Genomic DNA, 22,288 nt, shown 5'->3' with positions numbered 1-22,288 from the left:
TCTAAACGTTGGGAGAGGTTAGGGTGAGTTACTCGAATTACACCAAAGAAGACATTTTACGCATCGCCAAGGAAGAAAATGTACGTTTTATTCGTTTGCAGTTCACAGATTTGCTGGGAACGATTAAAAACGTGGAAATTCCGGTCAGCCAATTGGAGAAGGCGTTGGACAACAAGATGATGTTTGATGGTTCTTCCATCGAAGGATATGTTCGTATCGAGGAGTCCGACATGTATCTCTTCCCGGATCTGGACACTTGGGTCATTTTCCCTTGGGTGACGGAGGATCGCGTAGCACGTTTGATTTGTGATGTATATATGCCTGACGGTACACCGTTTGCCGGCGATCCGCGTGGGATTTTGAAACGCGCGCTGAAGGAAGCCGAAGAGATGGGCTACACCGCGATGAATGTTGGGCCGGAACCGGAGTTCTTCCTGTTCAAAACCGACGATAAAGGCAACCCTACTACCGAGTTGAATGACCAAGGCGGTTACTTCGATTTGGCCCCTACGGACCTCGGCGAGAATTGCCGCCGTGAAATCGTATTGACACTGGAAGAAATGGGCTTTGAAATCGAAGCTTCCCACCATGAAGTGGCTCCGGGTCAACATGAGATCGACTTTAAATACGCGAGTGCGATCAAAGCCGCTGACCAAATCCAAACCTTCAAACTGGTTGTTAAGACGATTGCACGTCAGCATGGGCTTCATGCCACGTTTATGCCGAAGCCGTTGTTCGGCGTGAATGGTTCGGGGATGCATTGCCACCAATCATTGTTCAAAGGTAACGTGAACGCGTTTTATGAGGAAAGTGATAGCTTGGGCCTGAGCAACGAAGCACGCCACTATATGGCCGGTATCCTGAAGCATGCTCGCGCATTTGCAGCCATCACAAACCCAACCGTAAACTCATACAAACGTCTAGTGCCTGGTTATGAAGCACCTTGCTATGTGGCCTGGTCTTCGAGCAACCGCAGCCCAATGATCCGAATTCCAGCTTCCCGCGGCCTTAGCACACGCGTTGAAGTGCGCAACCCGGACCCGGCTGCTAATCCTTACTTAGCTTTGGCTGTGATGTTGAAAGCGGGCCTGGATGGCATCAAGAAGGAGCTCCCGCTTGTTGATCCAGTCGATCGCAACATCTATGTGATGTCTGAGGAAGAACGCGTGGAAGAAGGAATCCCAAGTCTTCCGTCCGACTTGAAGGAAGCGCTTGGCGAACTGCTGCGAAGCGAAATTATCAGCGAAGCGTTGGGTGACCATGCGTTGACTCATTTCTACGAGTTGAAAGAAATCGAATGGGACATCTTCCGTACCCAAGTTCATCAATGGGAACGCGATCAATATATGACATTGTATTAAGAATAAGTTTACGCATATCCCTCAACGCCTGGCGTTGGGGGATTTTTTTTTGTAAAACGCATCCATGTATCTGGGTACGTTGAATCAAGTATTAGGACAAGATGTGCGACCAATGATAATGATTTGACATCAAATGGTTTGTTCCTATTTACATACGTTTGAAAGTATTGGGTCAAGCTAAGCGCAAAGGATGGGGGAGATGAATTGAATTAAGGAGGTAGTCACATGGTGACCGAATTGAAAAGATACCAACGCCGTCGCTACCGGTTAAAGCAGTGGTGGATAGCAGAACGTGCCGGATTTGGTTGGGGCACACGCGGCCGCCGCGAAAAGACAGGCTACAATCTAATGCACTTCCTGGACCTCGAATGGGATTAGTAAGGGGGAAGGGAATGCGTAAGGCGGATAAACCAAACAGGACGAAGTCGATATAAACCCATCGCTTCGTCCTGTTTGATGTTATCATTACCGCATATTTAGAAAATTAGTGCAAGTCGCGGAACAGACCGACGACTTTCCCCAGGATGGTCACATGCTTCAAACGAAGCGGTTCCATCGTTGAATTCTCCGGCTGCAAGCGAATATGGTCTTTCTCTTTATAAAACGTCTTGACCGTCGCCTCGTCATCTTCCGTCATGGCTACAACGATCTCTCCGTTGTTGGCCGTTTGCTGTTGGCGGACGATCACATAATCCCCACTATGTATTCCGGCTTCGATCATGCTGTCGCCAACCACGGAAAGCATGAATACTTCTCCGTCAGCAGCGTAATGCTCTGGCAGGGGAAAATAATCTTCAATATTCTCCGTTGCCGTGATCGGCATGCCTGCAGTTACTTTCCCGACAACGGGAACGCGGGCAATGCTATGTGCAAACAAATTGTAATTCTCCGACTCTTCTTGGCCCAACAACTCGATGGCACGCGGCTTCGTCGGGTCGCGCCGGATGAACCCTTTCTTCTCCAGGCGGTCCAGATGGCCGTGAACGGTGGAACTGGACGCCAATCCGACGGCTTCCCCTATCTCACGTACGGAAGGTGGATAACCTTTGGCGCGTACTTCGTTGCGAATGAATTCAAGAATGGCCTGTTGCCGGCTCGATACCTTTGACATGTACGGATCAACCCCATTTAGTAACGTTTGGAAAAATTATAACACAGAACTTCCGTTCGTACAAACATTAGTTCTAAAAAGAGAGATCAATATACGAAAGCTAAAAAAATAGGAACAACCGTTCGAAAAAACTATTGAATCAAACAAATGTTCGTGTTATATTGATTACATAAAACAGAACACTTGTTTGGAGTGATGGTTATATGTTGAAATACAGTTCCTATCAAAGCATCTACGAACAACCTTCTTTTCGTCGTCCTATGGAAAGAAGATTACATATGAGTACATTTCTGAAGAGTAGATTGTCCAAAATTGCCGTGCTTCTGATCATTCTCAGCATCACATGCACCGGTATGGTACAGGCCTTTGCAGCGTCCATCGACAACTCCGCGACGGAAGAGCGGGCAGAATATGTTGTAGTGATGCCTGGAGATACCTTGTGGGAAATTGCCGTGGCTCATAAGCCTCAAGGTCAAGATACGCGAGTCTACATTCAGAAGTTGATGCGGACCAATGGGCTCGGTACCAGCTCGATTCAAGCGGGAGATACGCTGATGTTGCCCAACAAACATTAGAGGTTAACCGAGTTATGATATATAGGAAGAACCAGAGCTTGTTTCAAGGATGCGGGATGGGGTTGCCGTCGCCTTGACAAGCTCTTTTTCTCATGTCAAAGTAAGAATTAATGCCCTGTGTAACACCATGGGAAGCATAGTATATATAGAAGTGGGAGGAACTTATGGATATTGATGCGTTGGTTAAGCGGATTAATGAGCTGGCTCGAAAAGCCAAAGAAGAAGGATTATCGCAAGACGAGCTATTGGAAAGAGCCCAGCTTCGGGAAACGTATCTGCAAAACGTTCGCAGGAATTTTCGGCACCAGCTCGAGTCGATCGAGATTGTAGATAAATAGGGAGGAACGGGTATGGGTTCGTTTGATCGCAAAGTAGAACGTAATCAAGTAAGAATGAATAAGAAAGGCAAGGGACCGCAAGTTGGGCAGACGACGCGAAATTCACGGTCGACGCTTGGGGCAAACGGGGAAGGTGATGTTTTTAAAGGGCGCAACATCATTTTGCCTTTTCTCTTGTTCCTGTTAGCCCTTCTGTATGGCGGCGTAGGGATCATCGGCAATTCTGCGGAAGTGAACTCGGTGCTGTATTGGGCGACGATCTTTTTGTATATTGTGCTGGCTTTGGCCATTTTTCTTCGCAAGCCTTATTTGCGCATCAACAAGAGCTGGCTGTACACCTCGAAATTCAATCGTGATCGCATGCTGGATGCCGGTAACATTAGCAAAATCAAGGTTAGCCGGAACAAAATTGTGATTGAACCGATAACACGGGAACCCAAATGGGTGTTCTACCGCACACGCAACCGCTTCGATACGGAAGCAATGGCCACGCGGTTGGAACTGTATGCCAATACCCATCATGTAAAACTGGAGAAAGAATAGAACCACATTTGCAAGTATAAAGCGATAGAACGGAGAGGGCTGGGACGAATGACGATCAAAGCGGTATGTTTTGACCTGGACGACACGCTGCTCTGGGATGAGCGGAGCGTAAGAGAAGCTTTTGCGGCGACATGTGAAAGCGCGGCGGCCAAGTTGGGGAGTTTATATCCCGAAGAACTGGAAGAGGCAGTACGCCGGGAAGCCCGGAGCTTGTATGAATCCTATGAAACCTATCCTTTCACAACGATGATTGGTATCAATCCGTTTGAGGGATTATGGGCAACGTTCTCTGCAGGGGAACAACCGGAATTTCGCCAATTGGAGCAGTTAGCCCCGATCTATCGCAAGGAGTCTTGGCGGCGTGGTCTGCTAGCACTTGGAGTCGATGACGAGGTGCTGGCCGGCGAGTTGGCGGAGCAATTCGGACGCGAACGCCGCTCTCGTCCCCACGTATACGAGGAAACGTTCCAGGTTCTTAAGGAATTGAAAGGCAAAGTGAAGCTATTGCTGTTGACGAATGGTTGTCCGGCGCTTCAGCAGGAGAAACTGGATGGGGTGCCGGAACTGGCACCGTATTTTGATGAGATTGTCATTTCCGGAAACTTTGGCAAAGGCAAACCGGATTCGTCTATTTTTCGGCATGCGCTGGAACGGTTGGCGATCGAACCCGGTGAGGGGATCATGGTCGGGGATAAGCTGACGACGGATATCAAAGGTGCGCTCAGTGTCGGCATGACGGCTGTCTGGGTCAATCGGGACGGCAAAACGCTAAGCGGCGAAATCATACCGGATTATGAGATCAAACACTTGTCCGAATTGCATGAGCTTCTGGACAAGCTCTCTTCGGTTAATCCAACCTAAGAACGATCGACATGACGAGGCGGGAGCCGTCGCGGAAGGAGGGAAATCAGTATGCGAATTCAGAAGGTAACGGGGCTGTTAACCACCCTCGCGCTTGTGTTGGTCGTTATCGCCGGATGCAGCAGTAAAGAATCAACATCCGCCCAGGTGGATACGACGCTGGAGCCTATTCAGGTTGAGCTTGAGGTCGCACCCTCGATTGTCAAGATTGGGGACACGGTGAAGTTTACCGCGAAAGTGACTCACCATGGTGAGAATGTGGATGATGCGAAGGAGGTCATGTTCGAATTTTGGAACACGGCCGACGACAACGCGAAGCATAGCCAGGTGAAAGTGAAGAGTGCCGGAAACGGGACATATGTGCTGGAGCATTCGTTTAAGGAGTCAGGGACCTATGAAGTGATTTCCCATGTCACCGCGCGGGATCAGCACTCCATGCCATCAAAGCAATTTACGGTGGAATAAGCTCGAGACAAACCTGAAGATTAGCTGTTGCCCTTAAAGGGTGGCAGCTTTTTTTCGTTAATGGGATTTCCGAATTTTTCAAAAGGATGAACTCTAGTTTGTTCGGGTTTTAATTCTGAGTTGAACGATAGGATAACAATCCGTTGAATTGGGTGAAGAGACGTAATGAAATCGCCAATCTCTCTTTTCTTCAACGCTTTATTCTGTTAAACTAAAACATAACGTTTTACGGGAGGGACATGATCATGAGTAAACCTAGCCTGCTCGAAAGAATGAAAGAACGAATATTAATCCTCGATGGCGCCATGGGCACCATGATTCAGCAGGAAGACCTAACTCCGGCCGATTTTGGCGGCGAAGAGTTGGACGGCTGCAACGAAATGCTTGTGCTCACCCGTCCGGATGTAATACGCGGCATCCACGAGAAATATCTCGAGGCAGGTGCCGATTTGATCGAAACGAATACGTTTGGTGCGACATCCGTCGTGCTGGCTGAATACGATATCCCGCAAAGGGCACGTGAAATCAATTTGGCTGCGGCCAAGCTAGCGATCGAGGCTGCGGAAAAATACAGTACCTCGGAGCAACCCCGCTATGTCGTCGGTATTCTGGGACCAACGACCAAAACCTTGTCCGTTACCGGTGGCGTGACGTTCGACGAACTGACAGCCAGCTATGCGGAGCAGGCTTCGGCGCTGATTGAGGCCGGGGTTGATGCCCTGATGCTGGAAACCTCGCAGGATACCTTAAATGTGAAGGCGGGGAGCATCGGGATTAAGCGAGCATTTGCCGATACGGGGATCACCCTGCCGATCATGATCTCGGGCACGATCGAGCCGATGGGCACGACGTTGGCAGGCCAAAATATTGAAGCTTTTTACATTTCGCTGGAGCATTTGAATCCAATCTCCATCGGCCTGAACTGTGCGACCGGACCGGAGTTCATGCGCGACCATATCCGCACCTTGTCGGGTCTTGCGCAGGCGGCGGTCAGCTGCCATCCCAACGCAGGTCTGCCGGACGAAAACGGCACTTACCACGAGTCTCCGGATTCGCTCGCCCAGAAAATGTCGGCGTTCGCCGAGCAAGGCTGGCTGAACATTGCCGGCGGCTGCTGCGGAACGACGCCTGCTCATATCGCCGCGTTAGCGAATACGCTGAAGGATTATCGGCCGCGGGAGCTGACAGGCAGCCATCTGCCGGCGCTTTCCGGGATCGAGCCGGTTTACATTGAATCGGAGAACCGTCCTTATTTGGTCGGGGAGAGAACAAACGTTCTGGGTTCGCGGAAATTTAAACGGCTGATCGTAGAAGGGAAATACGAAGAAGCTTCGGAAATTGCCCGTGCTCAGGTGAAGAACGGAGCACAGGTTGTCGACGTTTGCGTACAAGACCCTGACCGCGATGAAGCGGAGGATATCAAGAAGTTCCTTGAACTGGTCGTCAAGAAAGTCAAGGTACCGCTAATGATCGATACGACAGATCCGAAGGTGCTGGATTTGGCGCTCCAATATTGTCAGGGCAAGTCGATCATTAACTCCATTAACTTAGAAGATGGCGAAGAGAAGTTCGAACATGTAACGCCGCTGATTCATAAATTCGGGGCGGCTGTAGTTGTCGGTACCATTGACGAACGCGGGCAAGCGATCACGCGGGAAGACAAGCTTGAGGTCGCTAAACGTTCGCACGATCTCCTAGTTCACAAATATGGACTCAAATCGGAGGATTTGATCTTCGATCCGCTCGTGTTCCCGGTGGGTACCGGGGATGAGCAGTATATTGGCTCGGCCAAGGAAACGATCGAAGGGATTCGCCTGATTAAAGAGGCCCTGCCGAAAGTTCACACCGTGCTGGGAATCAGTAACGTGTCGTTTGGTTTGCCGGAAGCCGGCCGCGAAGTGTTGAACTCCGTATTCCTGTACGAATGCACCAAAGCGGGTCTCGATTACGCGATCGTCAATACGGAGAAACTGGAGCGTTACGCCAAAATTCCGGATGAAGAACGCCGTCTGGCTGAAGAACTGATTTATCAAACCAACGACGAGACGCTGGCCGCCTTTGTGGCTGCCTTCCGTAACAAGAAGGTGGAGAAGGTCGAGAAGTCCACACAGCTCACGCTTGAGGAACGGTTGGCTTCTTATGTTGTGGAAGGCACGAAGGAAGGCTTAATCCCCGATCTGGAAGAAGCGTTAAAGAAATACACCGCGCTTGAAGTCATTAATGGTCCTTTGATGGCGGGGATGGAAGAGGTCGGCCGTTTGTTTAACAACAACGAGCTGATCGTTGCCGAGGTCCTGCAAAGCGCCGAGGTGATGAAGGCATCGGTGGCCTACCTTGAACCGTTTATGGAGAAGAACGAAACCAGCGTCAAAGGGAAAATCATGCTGGCAACTGTCAAAGGCGATGTGCATGATATCGGCAAAAACCTGGTGGAGATCATTCTGTCCAATAATGGTTACCAGATCGTCAATTTGGGCATAAAAGTACCACCGGAGCGCATTATCGAAGCGTATCGGAAGGAAAACGCCGATGCGATTGGTCTATCCGGTCTTCTGGTGAAATCGGCGCAGCAAATGGTGACGACGGCGCAGGACTTGCGAAATGCCGGTATCGACGTTCCAATCCTTGTGGGTGGTGCCGCATTAACCCGCAAATTTACCAAAACGCGGATTCGGCCCGAGTACGACGGCATGGTCGTTTACGCCAAGGACGCAATGGACGGCCTCGATTTGGCTAACAAGTTGATGGATCCGGCCGCCCGGGAGCAAATGCGCCTTAAAATGGAAGAGGAAAAAGAGACCGATCAGGCTGTTGCAGTTGCTGAACCGCTGCCAGAACTGACCCGCGTGGAGCGGTCTAAAATTTCGACGGATGCGCCGATTTATCTTCCGCCCGATCTGGAGCGGCATGTGCTTCGCGATTATCCGATTGGTCATATCACGCCTTATATCAATATGCAAATGTTACTTGGTCATCATCTTGGGCTTCGCGGTTCGGTGGAACAACAATTAGCGTCAGGCGAAGCAAAGGCGGTACAGTTGAAGGAGACGGTCGACCAAATCCTGCTTGAAGCAGTAACGGACGGCATCATTCACACGCAAGCCATGTATCGGTTCTTCCCGGCGCAATCGTCCGGCAACGACGTTCTCATTTATGATCCGGCCGAGCCTGGCAAAGTGTTGAAGCGATTCAGCTTCCCGCGGCAAAAGGTTGAGCCATACCTCTGTTTGGCGGATTTCTTGAAGTCCGTGGACAGCGGGCAAATGGATTATGTTGGCTTCCTGGTCGTCACGGCCGGCCAAGGTGTTCGGGACTTGTCCGAGAAGTGGAAGGAACAAGGCGACTATCTGCGCTCCCATGTGCTGCAGGCGGTAGCATTAGAGCTGGCGGAAGCCCTGGCAGAGCGGGTGCACCATATTATGCGAGATACCTGGGGCTTCCCGGATCCGGCGAACATGACGATGAAACAGCGCCACGGCGCACGTTATCAAGGGATTCGCGTGTCGTTTGGTTATCCGGCCTGCCCGGATCTTGAAGACCAGCAATTGTTGTTTGATCTCATGCAGCCAGGGGACATCGGCATTACATTGACCGAAGGCTTCATGATGGAACCGGAAGCTTCCGTTTCGGCGATGGTCTTCGCTCACCCTGAAGCGCAATATTTTAACGTAGACAAAGCTGGGGTATAATCCCATAAAGAAGCTCCTTGGAAAACCCTCCGAACTTCGGAGGGTTTTGGTAATCTGTACGTCATGCGAACCATTCTAGCGTAAAGGACGATAAAGGCATGGAACTCTATTTCTTGGGGACGAACGCGGGGGTACCGTCTTTGGAACGGAATGTGACCTCAGTGGCTTTGCGTCTGCTGGAGGAACGCCGTTCTCTCTGGCTGTTCGATTGCGGTGAGGGCACCCAGCATCAGATCCTGCGATCACCGCTGAAATTAAGTAAATTGGAAGCTATTTTTATCACCCATCTTCATGGAGATCATCTGTTTGGTTTGCCCGGACTCATTTCGAGCCGTGCCTATCAGGGAGGGGATACCCCCCTGGTCATTTACGGTCCAAAGGGCTTGAAGAAATTCATAGAGACGACGCTTTCGCTTAGCGAATCGCGTATTAACTATAAACTGGAGATCGTGGAGCATCAAGGCGGCGTCTTGTTCGAGGATGAAACGTTTCGGGTCGAGGCGGCACTGTTGGAGCATCGAATCGACAGCTACGGTTATCGGGTGATTGAAAAAGATTTACCCGGTAAGCTAGACGCCGCCGTATTGGAACGGTACGGAATTCGTCCCGGCCCACTGTACGGCAAACTTAAACGCGGCGAAAGCGTTGTGGCCCCAAGCGGCGAAACGCTGCATGCGAAGGATGTGCTCGGAGAACCTAAAGCCGGGAGAATCGTGACCATTCTCGGCGATACGCGCCCGTGCAATTCCGCATTAACCTTGGCCCAAGAGGCTGATATGCTTGTACACGAGGCAACCTTTTTGGATGAACTGGCGAAAACCGCGCACGATTATCATCACAGTACAGCCAAGCAAGCGGCGGAGGCTGCCAAGGAAGCCGGTGTGCAGCAACTTTTGCTGACCCATTTCAGCTCGCGCTACAAATCGGATGATCAACTGTTACGCCTGCAGGAGGAAGCCCGGGCGGTATTCCCGAACGCGCAGCTGGCCCGTGAACATGTGCTATATCCAGTGGCGCGCCGCTGCGGGAGGAAATAATTATTTTCCGGGAAAGCGCAGGAACTGACAGGGCATTTCAAAGTTTGGCAAGGGGAAAAGGTCCTGTTTTTTCACCATTCGTGCTGGTTCGACGCCAGGTGGCGGATCGAAGCTCTTTTTTGACACGGCCTCGAAAACATAACGGAAAAATTTGCCTGATCGCGGGTTTCCTAGGTACAATAATAGGAGACATCGTTGAATGGAAAGGATGAGGATTTTGCCAAAGGATTGGAAGGCCTATCTCATTGATTTGGACGGCACTTTATATCATGGGCCTAAGATGATCCCGGGTGCGGATGATTTGATCTCCGCCTTGCGTGCAAAGCGGATTCCCTTCCTGTTTGTTACGAACAATTCCTCGCGGACGCCTGCGGAGGTCGCCGCGCATTTGGAGGCGATGGGCATATCGGCCCGGGCGGAGGAGGTTTGCACGTCAGCGGTTGCAGCATCCAGGTATATAGCCGAGGATCAGCCGGGCTGCAAGGTGGCGGCCATCGGCGAAGCCGGACTTACAAAGGCGCTAAATGAAGCTGGACTCCAGTTGATCTCGGAAGAACCGGATGTGGTGGTCCAAGGCATTGATCGCCACTTTACATACGAAACGTTAACCCGGGCTGCAAGGTGGATTCGAGGGGGAGCGCGTTATGTTTTAACCAATCCCGACTTGCTGCTGCCCACTCAGGAGGGTTTGATGCCTGGGGCCGGAACTCTTTCTGCGGCCATTCAGGCGGCCTCGGGCGTGAAGCCTGTGGTGATCGGTAAACCGGCGGCTCCCTTGATGGATTTTGCCATTGCTAGGCTTGGACTAGCGGCTTCGGAAGTGGCGGTCATCGGAGATAATCTGCATACGGATATTGCTGCAGGAGTGAATGCCGGCTGCGGGACCATTCTGACATTAACCGGTGTCACGACGGCCGACAACCTGCCGGACTTTGTGAAATCTTCGGGCGTGTCGGCGGATGTCGTATGTCGTGATCTGGCGGAAGTCAGAACATGGATCTGTGGATCGAACTTATAAGAATGAAGGGAAAGATGCACCATGCCGGAATTGCCGGAGATGGAAAATTATCGAATACAGCTTTCGCAGCATATTTTGGATCTCCCGATTACCGAGGTCGTCGTAGGCCGGGAGAAATCAGTGAACTTACCGGGGGAGGAGTTTATCCGGGAACTGATAGGAAGACAAGTGATTTTCGTCGAGCGCCGGGGCAAACATCTTCTGTTCCACCTGGATAACGGACGAAGATTGCTGCTCCACTTGATGCTTGGCGGGTTGCTGTACCTCGGTTCCAAGGAGGACCGCCCGGATCGCAGCACTCAGGTCGAAATTACCTTCGGGGAGTCCCATGTGTTGTATTTCATTGGGTTGCGTCTTGGTCATCTGCATCTACATAGCGCCAAGGAAGCGGAGGAACTGCTGTCTCATCTGGGGCCGGAGCTCCTTGACCGGCGGATGAACGCAGAGCGGTTTACCGCTCTGCTGCGCAAGCGGCGGGGAAGCCTGAAGACGACGCTCGTTAATCAGGATGTCATCGCCGGAATCGGGAATTGTTACGCGGATGAAATTGCATTCGCCGCCGAACTGCTGCCGACGGCTAAACTGCAAAATTTGAGCGACGAGGATTTTTCTCGCCTTTACCAAGCAGTCCGGGACGTGCTCATCGAGGCGACGGAGGCCGGCGGGTATATGGAGATGCCGCTGACCCGGGACGACAAGCTGACTGGAGGATCGAACGATACATGCCGGGTGTACGACCGGGAGGGAGAGACTTGTCCGCGTTGCGGCGACACCATCGTGAAAGCGGAAATGAACGGGCGCAAAGTGTTTTACAGCCCCGGTTGCCAGCATGACCGTTAAGGTGAAGGTTGGGGGACATTTAAGCATACGGGGCGGCTACTTTGGCGCTGCCAAGGCCGCCCTGCAACTGGGGGCCGGCGCTTTTCAGTATTTTCCGAAAAATCCGCGAAGCCTGACGGTGAAACCGTTTGATCTACGGGATGCGGAGCAGTGCCGAATGCTGTGCCAGAAGCATGACCTGGCCTCGATAGCGCATACGCCTTATCCCAGTAATCTCGCCATTGGCAAGGACGCTGACGAGGACGCCTACAACCGAGTGGTGGCTTCGCTACGCAACGACCTGGAAATCGCGGAAGCGTGCGGCTCCATTGGGATCGTTGTACATTTTGGCACATTTAAGTCAGGAAACCCCTTACAAGGATATCAAAATATTATACAATGTATTAATGATGTGCTCTCCGGTTGGCGGGGCTCGGCAAAGCTGCTCATCGAGAACCAGGCTGGTGATCACGGCGACATGGGGATGACGATCGAAGAGTTGGTCCAGATCCGCAACTTGTGCCGAGATTCGGAGCGCATCGGCTTTTGCCTGGATACCTGTCATGCTTTTGGAGCGGGGATGTGGCAAGGCGAAGGAGATGAGAGCTTCACGGTTAAAGCCAAGGAGCTTCAGTTTTGGGACGGTTTATGTGCCGTCCACCTGAACGATTCAAGATACCCGGTATTATCGCGCAAGGACCGTCACGCCCGAGTGGGCCAGGGCCATATCGGTGAAGCCGGCTTTCGCTGGCTGCTGCAGATCGACGCGATCCGGAAATCCCCGCTTATTTTTGAGAGCGAAACCGGGGAAGATGGGACCTACAGAGAGGATATGGAGCGAGTGAGACGGTGGGCGGAGGCCTAGAAAGACAACCTGACTCCGCTTGGAGTGAAATACCGCGGGAAAGGAAGAACACTATTGATTCATGTATATATGGACGATTTTCGCCGATGTCCGCAGGGATTTACGTTAGCGCGCACCGTCGAGGAGTGTCTGGAGCTGCTTCGTTTGACGGAAGTAGACATCTTATCGCTGGATTACGATATGGGACCGGAAGAACCTACCGGGACGGAAATGGCGGCTGCCATGGTTCGGGAAGGACTTTTTCCGAGAGAGATTTATCTTCACACCTCCAGCATTTCCGGAAAAAAAAGCATGTACGAAATCCTGTACCAAGGCTTGCCGGAGCAAGTTCAGTTGCATAACGGACCGATTCCGTTCGAACGGTTGGAGGATATCGCCCGAAACTGCAAAGTGCCTCCGCATTCCAAATGGATTTGCACGGCCAATCATGGCTTTGCGCCCTATGCGCAGGAGGAGTTGCGCCGCACGTTCGGCAGCGTAAAGAGTTCCATGCTCATCCCCGGCGAAGTATTTGCGGCCTCGCTGCAGGCGATGCCAGAAAATGTGCAGCATCAGCTGCGTCAAGCTCCGCCGATTTTTCTGCGGCATACATTCCTGGTCGATTGGGAGTGGTGCCCGGGGGAAGCGGAAGAGGTGAAGCCGGAGGATTGGCTTGAACCGCTGCGGAAGTATTTGATGGCCGATTTTCGACTTCCTGGGGCCAAAATAGCTGTACAGGCGCGCAAATCGGACGATGGACTTTGGTCGGGTACGGCACTTGAACTTAAGGACCGTCTGCAGGAAGCGCTAAACGATGTCTCCGTTGCGGATTTCGTGGTGCGGGATGCCGATTGGATCATCTCGGTGTTTGCGGGAGCAGACCGGATTTATGCCGGTGTGGCGCATCCGCAAGATAACCTTTCTGATTGGAACGGCGGCGCGATCCGCTTCCGTAAGGAGGAGGGGCAAATCTCCCGGGCGAAATTCAAGCTTCTGGAGGCCGAATCGGCCTTCGGCATTCCGTTCGAATCGTTCCGTGAAGCGCTGGATATCGGCGCGGCACCGGGCGGTTGGACCTCGTTCCTGCTGGAACGGGGCCTAAGCGTAACGGCGGTGGACACGGGGAAACTGCACCCGTCGTTGTTGCCTTCACCCAAGCTGACATTCTTGCAACGGAACGCGAGTCGCGTAAAATTCAAAGAGAATCAATTCGATCTTCTGGTTTGCGACATGAGCTGGAGCCCGAAATTGACGGCTAGGCTCGTGACAGAGCTGCTGTACGCGTTGGTTCCGGGAGGAACTGCGATTGTGACGGTAAAGCTGTTGACCAAGAAACCGATGGCGTTGATTCAAGAAGTCACCGACCTATTTCAAGAGGCTCGACTTCAAGTACAGCGGGCGAAGCAGCTGTTTCATAACCGGGATGAAATCACGCTCTATATGATTAAATATTAACGGCGTGAATTAATGGCTTTGAAAAAAAGTGCTTTACATTTGACGCAAGCCGTCCTATACTGATTCCAAAATTATACAATGATCGCAATAGGGAAAGCATCCCCTGTCAACTTGGCCGAAGGGCCGAGGAATGACGAGGGAGCTTTCCCTTTTTTGCGTGCAGGAAAGGAGGAGTTATGGCAAGATTCGTTCCCAAAATCGCGCCGGGCGTCTTATTGGCCGAACGTTACCGAATTGAACAAATGATCGGGCAAGGCGGCATGAGCCGGGTTTATTTGGCTGAAGATCTGAAACTGCCGGGGAAGTCATGGGCAGTAAAGGAATGCTTAGACGTACCGGGTGGACCGGCGACCGTTGCCAAGGAAGTCAAGCTGTTGATTCAGCTGAATCATCACCGATTGCCGCGGATCGTCGACTTCATTGATCCAGATCGGGACGGTTATTCCTATATTGTCATGGATTATATTCAAGGCGTACCTTTGGACCAATTCATCCGCGCCAGGGCGGGGCGGATACCGATGGAGCTGCTGGTTCGATTTGGCCTCCAAATCACTGATGGTCTACGGTATTTGCATCGACATGAGCCTCCGGTCATCCATCGGGACGTTAAGCCGGCAAATCTGCTGGTCGACGACAAAGGGGAACTTCGGTTCGTGGATTTCGGAATTGCCCGCACCTTTACGGACGGCAAAACGGAAGATACGTTGCAACTCGGGACCGTCGGCTTCGCTGCCCCGGAGCAATATGGCGATCGGCAAAGCGATGCGCGTACCGATCTTTATTCCCTGGGCGCGGTCCTACTCTATATGGGGACGGGGGGGCGATTTCCGGTCTGGACTCCTGAGGCAGCGGCGGCTTTACGAGACCAAGGGTGTGAACGTCTAGAGCCCATCGTGACCACACTGTTGAAGACTCGGCCCGAAGACCGCTTCAGTTCAGCCGAGGAGGTTAGTGAAGCTCTAGGTGCTCTCCTGCGTCCACGTCCTGAGGCATCCAGGTCGGCGATATTGGGTTCAACGCTCAAGACGTCAGGGGATGTCATTGATTTCAGCGGTCGACCCGCCATAGTCGGCATCGTTGGCGCATCGGCGGGAGCGGGCACAACCCATACGGCCATTGCCCTCGCTCATATGTTGGCACGCAGCATCAAGAAGGTAGCGATCGTGGAGATGGATTCCAAGTCTTCGGCGTTTCCTCGTTTGGCTCGACACTTGGATGAGGAGGCATCTGCGGAGAACAGGAAAACAGGGAGCCGGTTCCGAATCGGCCAAGTAGCTTACGCCAAATTGACAGCGCGTGCGGATTTCATCTCGTTGTTGTCCGAAGGTTTCGGATGCATCGTCTGCGATCTGGGAACCGGTCGTAGCAAAGAACTGCTTGAGGAATTCCGCCGCGCGGATCTTTCCATCATTGTCGGTTCCGGGGCGGAGTGGAGTGTCGAGGAACTGGAACATTTCGCAGGAACCTTAGGTTCTATCGGGCAGTTTCCGCCATCCTGGAGGTTTTGTGTACCGTTCGCTTCGACCTCCGGCTTGCGTCGGATCCGCAAATCATTACGCACGAAGAGCGTATACGCCCTTCCTGCGGATCCGAACCCTTATGATCCTGCGCCTTCGATGACTCACGCGCTTCAGGAAGTTTGTGGGAATCTACTGACGAAGTCCAAACGGGCGAGCCTTCGATTCCTGGTTAAACCCAAAACTTAGAAAGGTTGTGGATTGAACTATGCCAAGATTTAGGCAGAAAACCAAACAGTTGCTGCTATCTGGACTCATCGGTGTTGTTGTTGCCGGCGCATTGTTCACGGGGTATGCGGTTGTGCGGGAAAGACAAGTGCATGCCGCGCGGGCCGCCATGGTTCAGGATTATGAAGCCCGGCTGGCCGGTTTACGCGATCAGGTGCAGCAACGGACGATTCAGGGATGGGTACTGACGCGGGATATTCCCGCGGGAAACCGGATCGGGTCAGGCGACTTAAGGCGGGTGGAGCTGCCTGCGGACAGCGTTCCTGCAGATCTCTTGAAGTCGCAGGAAGCGATAGCGGGGAAATACGCGAAAATATCGCTTCGTTCGTTAACGCCTCTGACGGAAACTTTGCTTTATGAGGAGGAGCCGATTCCCGCTGATTTGCGCTGGCGAGAAATGGCATTCGTCCAGCTTCCGAAGGCTCTGAAAGAAAATGACGTCCTCGACATCCGAATTCAATTCCCGACCGGCCAGGACTATATTTTGTTATCCAAGAAGAAGGTGGAGACCTTGAGCTCCGAGACGTTGACGGTGACGCTTGGTGAAGCGGAGATTCTATCGCTGTCGAGCGCGATCGTAGACGCTTATTTACATAAAGCTTCAATCTATGCACTCGCTTATGTCGAGCCGAATCTGCAAAGCAAACCGGTGCCGACGTACCCGGTCAATGAAGGGGTCATGTCGTTGATCCGCAAAGATCCGAATATCGTGCAGAAGGCGGAACAGTCACTTCGTCTCAGCAACACGGCGCGGTCCGGCCTGGAAAGTGATTTATCCTCGATGTCCCCGCAGCGGGCTTCCGAATTTGCGAACAGTCAGACGCAGATCATGCGTTCGAATTCCCAGGTTCAGGGCGGAAACGTCGCGTCCGGGAGTCCCGTAGCGGACGGAACCTCGGCGGTATCCGACCGTTTTGAGCTGGGTTCGGAGAAATGAGAGGAGAGAATGGCGTGAAGCGATGGTTATTCGTAGGAAAAAGCGATAAACGCGACCTTTTATTGTATTTATGCAGCGTGTTGGCTACGGCCGGCTCGAAGGTCCTGCTAAGAGACGGTACGGAGAACGGAAAATACCGGTATTCGATTGGCGGAGATTCGTCTCTTCCGATTATGGAGTTTTACGGGTTTGATGTGGCGACGGGGGGAACGGGTTTCTCAAGCCCCATAACGAATATGAGCGACGAAGTGAAGACCTCTGCTTACGATTACGAATTGCATGATGTTGATACGCTAAACGGCCTGACACCAGAGCTGTTTACGTCTGCAGACGAAATCGTTTGGGTCACGACGTATGAGCGTTATGAAGTGGAGGCGAGTAGACAGTGGTTCCGCAGCTTGTTTCACCTTTGGCCCCAGCTTCGCGGGTTGGCCGTCCGACCGGTCTTTATCCGTACGATCGACAGCAGCGTCAACAGTCGGTTTATTCTGAGTTTGTTGGACGGTCTTCCGCTGGAGTGGCGCTCTGCAGAGCTTTGCATTCCTTGGAACGAATCGAATCTGGCTGCTCAGTTGGAGAATGAACATACCCAGCGGCTACGCCTTGGGAGTCTCTCCCGTTCTTATAAAAGAGCGCTTCGCGAACTGCTGAGCGAGCTGGCATGCTGGGATCACGCCATCGTCAAGCGCGCTGTCCGCCAGGCGGAACGGGGGCAGGCATGAGCCGTTTTGTGTTTTGGGACGGCGGTTTGGGCGGAGCCGCCGAAGCCGCCGTAGCCACTGCAATATCATTAGGTTTACGGCATCCGCAGCGGATGCTTCTGGTCAATCAAGGACCCGCCGACTTCGGCATTGAGGAGGGACTGCGACAAACCATCCGCTTCCACGGTGAGCTCTACGCAGATGAAGCGATCCCGGAGCATGGTTTCGATGCACTTCTCCGCCTGCAAGCAAGCGGGCGTCTTTCACGGAGCAATTTTGCCGATTATACAGTTCCATTACTGCGCGGTCGCCTGGATCTCTTATGCGGGACGCGATTAGGCGATTCCGCTTGGCAGGAAACCGAAAAGAAAGCTGTCACCGAAGTGCTGGCGATGGCGGAGCAAACGTACGATTGGCTGATTCTTCATGCGCATGGTCAGCCGTTAAGCGAGGTATTGCGGAATCACCGTAAAGGCGACGTATTCGTGGTGGTACAGCCGCATCGGCTGGGAATCCTGGACGAGCTGTTCGCGGATATGGGTTCCGGACATGGCGATCAGCAGACGAATTTGATCGTCGTCATTTCGCCCTTTGATCCCCATTCCCGTTGGGGGATGAACAATTTGAAACGCCGGTATCCCTTATCGCTGCCCATGGTTGGCCTCCCGCATCTTACGGAGTTCTCTGATGCCTGGAACGACCGCAACATCTTGACGTATTTTCGTCAAAATCCACTTTGGCCCAAACGAGGCGGAGAGCGGGAGCTTCTCATCAAAGGGTACCGCGAGTTAGGGAATAAGCTGTTGGAATTGACAGCGAGTACAGGCACTTCCATATCTCTGGCAGAGAAGGGGGCGTAGAGATTGAACGGACTGACCAACGGCTTATTGATTGCGCTCCTGGTACTGACGGTTTCTCTCTTTATTTGGCGCAAAGCCCGAACAGCGGGGACAAAAGGTCCGGATCGTTGGATTGGCGAGGATCGATACGAGCTTTCGGCCATTGCGTCTTATATTAAGGTAAGGCTACATGAACTTAGTCGTTCGACCGGAAATGATTGGGGGGTGAGCGAGGAAGCTTGGAATCGCAAAGCCAAAGCGCGGGCAGAACTTCGCCAAGCACTTCGTGGATGCACGTATGGAGACCCGCAGGATAAACAATATATAAAGGCGTTTATCCGTGACATCCTGGTGGGCGATTATGGGATCAATGAACACCACATCGACCGGATCCTGCCGTTTCAGCGCAGGGAATTGTTAACGGTCCAAGACCGCTTCGACATCGTGTTGTACTTATATAAGCAACGTTACGGTACCGAAGGGTTCGCTCAAATGATGGAAGACTATTCGCTGGATGAACCGAACCCCCCAAAGACCGCCGACGGTTCCCCGGTATATGAAATGACTGGGGAAGACGTTGACCGTATCTTTTTCTTGGAATACCGCGCCCTTACGTTTCAGGAGAAGCTAGACCTCGTGGTCCAGCGCGTTTACCAAATGTATAAAGGCTTCTCGGTGGTGGACGAGCTGCGAGAAATGCGAATCGACGGACTAAGCGGCGGTGTCAGTGGGATACCGAGCGGATATGCGGCAACTGAAGCGACCCCTGTTCCGGGTTATGAGAATGGAGTAACCGATAGGGTCATGACTGAGGTTGACGAGGACGGCGAAATAATTACTTACGCTTGGGACAGCGTCTGGATCTTCTACAAAGGAAAGAGCATCCGTCTGGCATTCCTGTCCTTTGGCAGTGAAGCGGAGCTCAAACGGGTTTGTCAAAACATCTACAAGTTTAATCTGCCCGGTCAGTTGTCAGAGGTTAATGGGTATAAGGTGAACGAAATGAAGGACGGTTCGCGGATTGTGGTTGTTCGACCTCCTTTTGCGGAATCCTGGGCTTTTTTCGTCCGGAAGTTCGATATCCCCAGCGCTTCGTTGGAACATTTGATTCAAGGCGAACATGCAGAGCTTCCGCTGGGACTGCTCAAATACTTCATGAAGGGAAGCCGGATCACCTCGATTACCGGTTCTCAAGGTTCGGGCAAAACTACGCTGCTGATGGCGATGATTAAACATATTTACGCCTCCTATACGCTTCGCGTACAAGAAATGTCCTTCGAGCTTCATTTGCGGCGCTTATACAGCGGACGGAATATTCTAAGTTTCCGGGAGACTGATTACGTAAGCGGGCAAGCCGCGTTGGACTTGCAAAAGAAGACCGACGGCACCGTCCACATTCTCGGCGAGGTAGCGACAGACGAGGTTGCCGCCTGGATGGTGCAAATGGCGCAAGTCGCCAGCTTGTTTACCTTGTTTACGCATCATGCCAAAACATTCCGTGACCTTATCGAGTCGCTTCGTAACTCGCTTTTGAAAGCTGGTGTGTTTCGCGACGAAAGAATCGCCGAGATGCAGGTGGCTTCGGTCATCGATTTTGACATTCACTTGCGCCGAGATAGGTCAGGGAGGCGTTATATCGAACGGATCACCGAATGCTGTCAACGGGAGACGATTGATCAGGCAGGCTATGAGGAGCGGGTGATTATGGAATATCGCAATGGGCGTTACGTGGCCGTTCGGCCAATTACGCCTAAATCCCGCGAGGCCATGGCCCGTGAGATGCTGCCGGAGGACGCGGCGGATTTTGAACGGTTTGTCTGCATGTATTGGGGGGAGACGGTTGGAGCTTAAGACGATCCTGCTGTTAGTTCTAGGAATATCCCTAAGTGGCTTTGCCGGATTGGTTGTCGTCAGTCAGATGCTCGGTAAAAGGGAAAATCCGCTATGGGCAGATGCTTGGGGCGCGGGCGGAACGTCTTCGCAACAACCTCTGCGCTGGATGAAGTTGCGGATCTCCTCGTTCTATCTTAAATCATATACCGTTTGGATGAAGGTGTTGCCGCTCCGGCACTACGTCGGGAAAGTTCGATTGCGTTTGGCGGTCATTCATCCTAATGACGAGATGGAACTCGGGCGTCAAACGATGAAAATGACCTATGGTATAACGGGGACGTTTGCCGCATCGATCGCGGCGTTGACCGCGTTGAATCCTGATTGGGTTTTCTTTTTGTCACTGCTCATTGCCGCTGCCGTTCTGCAGGGTTTGATACTTGATGGTTACATCAATCGCTTGGAAACCAAGCTGCTTGAGCAACTGTTAGGTTTTTATGCCGCGGTCCGGCACGCCTATCATCGGCATGGCATGGTGTCGGATGCGATTGAGGAAGCCGGCGAGACGACAGGCCGTGAGATCGGGGTTCATGCTCATTTGATCAACGAAGCACTGGAGGATTCCGATCCGGACGAAGCGCTGGAGAAGTATGTTGAAACGGCGCCAAGCCGCTATTTGAAAGCCTTTGCCGGCATTTCCCGATTAGTATCGGAATACGGCGATCGCAAATCTGCGGAAGGTTCCCTGTATCTCCGCGGCATCAGCCGCTTAACCGGTGAAGTTCAATTGGAGCTAATCCGAAAGAAAAGGCTCGACTACCTGCTCAAAGGGCTGCATGGGATCGCATTGTTGCCGGTCTTTTTTACAAAGCCCGTCGAAGTTTGGGCTAGAGGTCATTTCCCGCTTATGGACTCATTTTACTTGAGCAAAGCGGGGATATGGATCAAAATCGGCCTATTTCTGACCATCTTGTTCAGTTACGTTCTGTTGCAAAAGCTCAAAAGCGAAGAAGAAACAAGCTATCGAGCCAAACCGGTGAAACAGCCTTGGGAAGCGAGGATCTATGCGCATCGAATCCTTGGACGCATCTGTCGCCGGTTTGTTCCTACTGTCGAGTCCGTAACCTATCATCGAATCTCTCAACTGCTGAAGGAGACAAACCATCAGCTGCGGCTCGAATGGTTTCAGGTCAGGCGGATTTGCGCATTTTCCATGGGCTTGATCGTTACCTTGGGTGCATTCCTTGTGATCCACCATCTAGCCCAGCAGCGCATAATGACGGAACCTCCCGCCACTGCGTCCTTTTTCGGTGCTTTGCCGAAGGATGCGATAGAGGCCGGACGTCTGGACGCCGAAAGGGACGCTGCGGTGATGCGGGAAATGGAGATGTCGGCGACGGCCGGTTATGACGCGATCGCCCGCTCCATTGAAACGATGCAAGAAAGATTCGGGGGAGGGAGTTCCCATGAAGAGCTGTCTGAGGCTGCCCGTCGGGTCATGGACAAGCTGCAGCGGTGGAATCAGGAATACCTCAGGTGGTGGGAGGTTGGGCTCGCTGTTCTGGCCGGGTTGGCCGGTTACCAGTTGCCGCTTTGGACAGTGCAATTCCAGCGATGGATAAGGTTGATGGACATGCGCCATGAGGTGTATCAGATGCTAACGATGATTGCTATCCTGCGGGAGCTGGAGCGCATCTCCGTGGAAGAAATTTTGGAATGGCTGGCTTCTTATGCCGTGATCTTTCGAGTCCCCCTGCAAAAATGCCTGCTGGATTATGGACATAACCCGGAGGATGCACTCGTGGAGTTGAGGAAGGAGGTTATACTGGAGGATTTCCAACGTTTAGCGGACAAATTACTGCTGGCGTCGGAAAAACTTACAGTCGCTGACGCTTTTGACGATCTCGACAGCGATATGTCTTATCAATTTGAGCGGCGGCGGCTGGATTACGAGAAGTCACTGGAGGTTAAAGCCGGTTGGGGACGAATCATTGGAGTTACCCCAATGTATGCGCTCGTATTCGCCTATTTGGTCATTCCGCTGATCTGGATGAGTTTTGAACAGATGAGCTTGTATTTTGATCAACTCCAAAAATTGTGAGGAATAAAGGAGGCACTTA

Annotated in this window: 20 protein-coding genes; 19 read left to right on the top strand and 1 reads right to left on the bottom strand. The window is 52.3% G+C overall.

Annotated elements, in window-relative coordinates; genetic code table 11:
• Positions 1-23 precede the first annotated feature (23 nt).
• A complete protein-coding gene (gene glnA, locus MKZ15_RS12575; protein WP_193416165.1) occupies positions 24-1,361 on the top strand; it encodes a type I glutamate--ammonia ligase in 1,338 nt (445 codons plus the stop codon).
• 225 nt (positions 1,362-1,586) lie between these two features.
• Positions 1,587-1,739, top strand: a complete 153-nt coding sequence (locus MKZ15_RS12570; protein WP_167521191.1) for a hypothetical protein — start codon at positions 1,587-1,589, stop codon at positions 1,737-1,739.
• A 106-nt stretch (positions 1,740-1,845) separates the two neighbouring features.
• Here MKZ15_RS12570 and lexA read toward each other — a convergent pair whose 3' ends face one another.
• Entirely contained in the window at positions 1,846-2,472 is a 627-nt protein-coding gene (lexA, locus tag MKZ15_RS12565; RefSeq protein ID WP_155605864.1) for a transcriptional repressor LexA, read from the bottom strand.
• 278 nt (positions 2,473-2,750) lie between these two features.
• Between lexA and MKZ15_RS12560 the strand changes: the two genes are divergently transcribed.
• The 17 genes from MKZ15_RS12560 to MKZ15_RS12480 all read left to right on the top strand — a co-directional run bounded on the left by MKZ15_RS12560 (position 2,751) and on the right by MKZ15_RS12480 (position 22,269).
• Positions 2,751-3,047: a LysM peptidoglycan-binding domain-containing protein gene (locus tag MKZ15_RS12560; protein WP_239483837.1), complete on the top strand. Its 297-nt coding sequence runs from the start codon at positions 2,751-2,753 to the stop codon at positions 3,045-3,047.
• Between the two features lie 164 nt (positions 3,048-3,211).
• The gene (locus MKZ15_RS12555) at positions 3,212-3,385 is read left to right on the top strand and encodes a DUF896 domain-containing protein (protein ID WP_155605866.1); all 174 of its coding nucleotides are present in this window, start codon (positions 3,212-3,214) and stop codon (positions 3,383-3,385) included.
• A gap of 12 nt (positions 3,386-3,397) precedes the next feature.
• A complete protein-coding gene (locus MKZ15_RS12550) occupies positions 3,398-3,928 on the top strand; it encodes a hypothetical protein (protein ID WP_339816400.1) in 531 nt (176 codons plus the stop codon).
• A 48-nt stretch (positions 3,929-3,976) separates the two neighbouring features.
• Complete coding sequence (locus tag MKZ15_RS12545; protein WP_339816399.1) at positions 3,977-4,789, top strand: HAD family hydrolase; 813 nt, start codon at positions 3,977-3,979, stop codon at positions 4,787-4,789.
• 51 nt (positions 4,790-4,840) lie between these two features.
• A complete protein-coding gene (locus MKZ15_RS12540; RefSeq protein ID WP_339816398.1) occupies positions 4,841-5,254 on the top strand; it encodes a FixH family protein in 414 nt (137 codons plus the stop codon).
• 245 nt (positions 5,255-5,499) lie between these two features.
• On the top strand, positions 5,500-8,943 hold the full coding sequence (gene metH, locus MKZ15_RS12535; RefSeq protein WP_339816397.1) for a methionine synthase: 3,444 nt from the start codon (positions 5,500-5,502) through the stop codon (positions 8,941-8,943).
• A 98-nt stretch (positions 8,944-9,041) separates the two neighbouring features.
• Positions 9,042-9,980 carry a ribonuclease Z gene (gene rnz / locus MKZ15_RS12530; protein ID WP_155605871.1) on the top strand — a complete coding sequence of 313 codons (939 nt, stop codon included), beginning with the start codon at positions 9,042-9,044 and terminating at the stop codon, positions 9,978-9,980.
• A gap of 199 nt (positions 9,981-10,179) precedes the next feature.
• The gene (locus MKZ15_RS12525) at positions 10,180-10,998 is read left to right on the top strand and encodes a TIGR01457 family HAD-type hydrolase (RefSeq protein WP_339816396.1); all 819 of its coding nucleotides are present in this window, start codon (positions 10,180-10,182) and stop codon (positions 10,996-10,998) included.
• A 21-nt stretch (positions 10,999-11,019) separates the two neighbouring features.
• On the top strand, positions 11,020-11,838 hold the full coding sequence (locus tag MKZ15_RS12520) for a DNA-formamidopyrimidine glycosylase family protein (protein WP_339816395.1): 819 nt from the start codon (positions 11,020-11,022) through the stop codon (positions 11,836-11,838).
• Positions 11,828-12,682: a deoxyribonuclease IV gene (locus MKZ15_RS12515; RefSeq protein ID WP_155605873.1), complete on the top strand. Its 855-nt coding sequence runs from the start codon at positions 11,828-11,830 to the stop codon at positions 12,680-12,682. The genes MKZ15_RS12520 and MKZ15_RS12515 overlap by 11 nt, the downstream gene beginning before the upstream one ends.
• A 54-nt stretch (positions 12,683-12,736) precedes the next feature.
• On the top strand, positions 12,737-14,116 hold the full coding sequence (locus tag MKZ15_RS12510; RefSeq protein WP_339816394.1) for a cyclic-phosphate processing receiver domain-containing protein: 1,380 nt from the start codon (positions 12,737-12,739) through the stop codon (positions 14,114-14,116).
• Positions 14,117-14,292: 176 nt separating this feature from the next.
• Positions 14,293-15,822: a serine/threonine-protein kinase gene (locus tag MKZ15_RS12505; protein ID WP_339816393.1), complete on the top strand. Its 1,530-nt coding sequence runs from the start codon at positions 14,293-14,295 to the stop codon at positions 15,820-15,822.
• A gap of 19 nt (positions 15,823-15,841) precedes the next feature.
• Positions 15,842-16,798 (top strand): SAF domain-containing protein, encoded by a 957-nt coding sequence (locus tag MKZ15_RS12500; RefSeq protein WP_155605876.1) that lies wholly within the window; start codon positions 15,842-15,844, stop codon positions 16,796-16,798.
• Between the two features lie 14 nt (positions 16,799-16,812).
• Positions 16,813-17,520, top strand: a complete 708-nt coding sequence (locus tag MKZ15_RS12495) for a hypothetical protein (protein ID WP_339816392.1) — start codon at positions 16,813-16,815, stop codon at positions 17,518-17,520.
• A complete protein-coding gene (locus MKZ15_RS12490; protein WP_193416175.1) occupies positions 17,517-18,359 on the top strand; it encodes a hypothetical protein in 843 nt (280 codons plus the stop codon). The genes MKZ15_RS12495 and MKZ15_RS12490 overlap by 4 nt, the downstream gene beginning before the upstream one ends.
• A gap of 3 nt (positions 18,360-18,362) precedes the next feature.
• Positions 18,363-20,189, top strand: a complete 1,827-nt coding sequence (locus MKZ15_RS12485; RefSeq protein WP_339816391.1) for an ATPase, T2SS/T4P/T4SS family — start codon at positions 18,363-18,365, stop codon at positions 20,187-20,189.
• Positions 20,179-22,269, top strand: coding sequence for a hypothetical protein (locus MKZ15_RS12480; RefSeq protein ID WP_339816390.1), 2,091 nt, complete (start codon positions 20,179-20,181; stop codon positions 22,267-22,269). The genes MKZ15_RS12485 and MKZ15_RS12480 overlap by 11 nt, the downstream gene beginning before the upstream one ends.
• Positions 22,270-22,288 lie beyond the last annotated feature (19 nt).

It is taken from the genome of Paenibacillus sp. FSL R7-0216, assembly GCF_037969915.1.
Taxonomy (GTDB): domain Bacteria; phylum Bacillota; class Bacilli; order Paenibacillales; family Paenibacillaceae; genus Fontibacillus; species Fontibacillus rhizolycopersici.
Note: the sequence above shows the minus strand (reverse complement) of the source record. Positions and strands in the feature narration are given on the sequence as shown.

What these genes read in the sequence shown, in the direction of transcription:
- MKZ15_RS12570 (WP_167521191.1), top strand. Translation starts at nt 1,587, where the DNA reads ATGGTGACCGAATTGAAAAGATACCAACGCCGTCGCTACCGGTTAAAG.
- lexA (WP_155605864.1), bottom strand. Translation starts at nt 2,472, where the DNA reads ATGTCAAAGGTATCGAGCCGGCAACAGGCCATTCTTGAATTCATTCGC.
- MKZ15_RS12560 (WP_239483837.1), top strand. Translation starts at nt 2,751, where the DNA reads ATGAGTACATTTCTGAAGAGTAGATTGTCCAAAATTGCCGTGCTTCTG.
- MKZ15_RS12555 (WP_155605866.1), top strand. Translation starts at nt 3,212, where the DNA reads ATGGATATTGATGCGTTGGTTAAGCGGATTAATGAGCTGGCTCGAAAA.
- MKZ15_RS12550 (WP_339816400.1), top strand. Translation starts at nt 3,398, where the DNA reads ATGGGTTCGTTTGATCGCAAAGTAGAACGTAATCAAGTAAGAATGAAT.
- MKZ15_RS12545 (WP_339816399.1), top strand. Translation starts at nt 3,977, where the DNA reads ATGACGATCAAAGCGGTATGTTTTGACCTGGACGACACGCTGCTCTGG.
- MKZ15_RS12540 (WP_339816398.1), top strand. Translation starts at nt 4,841, where the DNA reads ATGCGAATTCAGAAGGTAACGGGGCTGTTAACCACCCTCGCGCTTGTG.
- metH (WP_339816397.1), top strand. Translation starts at nt 5,500, where the DNA reads ATGAGTAAACCTAGCCTGCTCGAAAGAATGAAAGAACGAATATTAATC.
- rnz (WP_155605871.1), top strand. Translation starts at nt 9,042, where the DNA reads ATGGAACTCTATTTCTTGGGGACGAACGCGGGGGTACCGTCTTTGGAA.
- MKZ15_RS12525 (WP_339816396.1), top strand. Translation starts at nt 10,180, where the DNA reads ATGGAAAGGATGAGGATTTTGCCAAAGGATTGGAAGGCCTATCTCATT.
- MKZ15_RS12520 (WP_339816395.1), top strand. Translation starts at nt 11,020, where the DNA reads ATGCCGGAATTGCCGGAGATGGAAAATTATCGAATACAGCTTTCGCAG.
- MKZ15_RS12515 (WP_155605873.1), top strand. Translation starts at nt 11,828, where the DNA reads ATGACCGTTAAGGTGAAGGTTGGGGGACATTTAAGCATACGGGGCGGC.
- MKZ15_RS12505 (WP_339816393.1), top strand. Translation starts at nt 14,293, where the DNA reads ATGGCAAGATTCGTTCCCAAAATCGCGCCGGGCGTCTTATTGGCCGAA.
- MKZ15_RS12500 (WP_155605876.1), top strand. Translation starts at nt 15,842, where the DNA reads ATGCCAAGATTTAGGCAGAAAACCAAACAGTTGCTGCTATCTGGACTC.
- MKZ15_RS12490 (WP_193416175.1), top strand. Translation starts at nt 17,517, where the DNA reads ATGAGCCGTTTTGTGTTTTGGGACGGCGGTTTGGGCGGAGCCGCCGAA.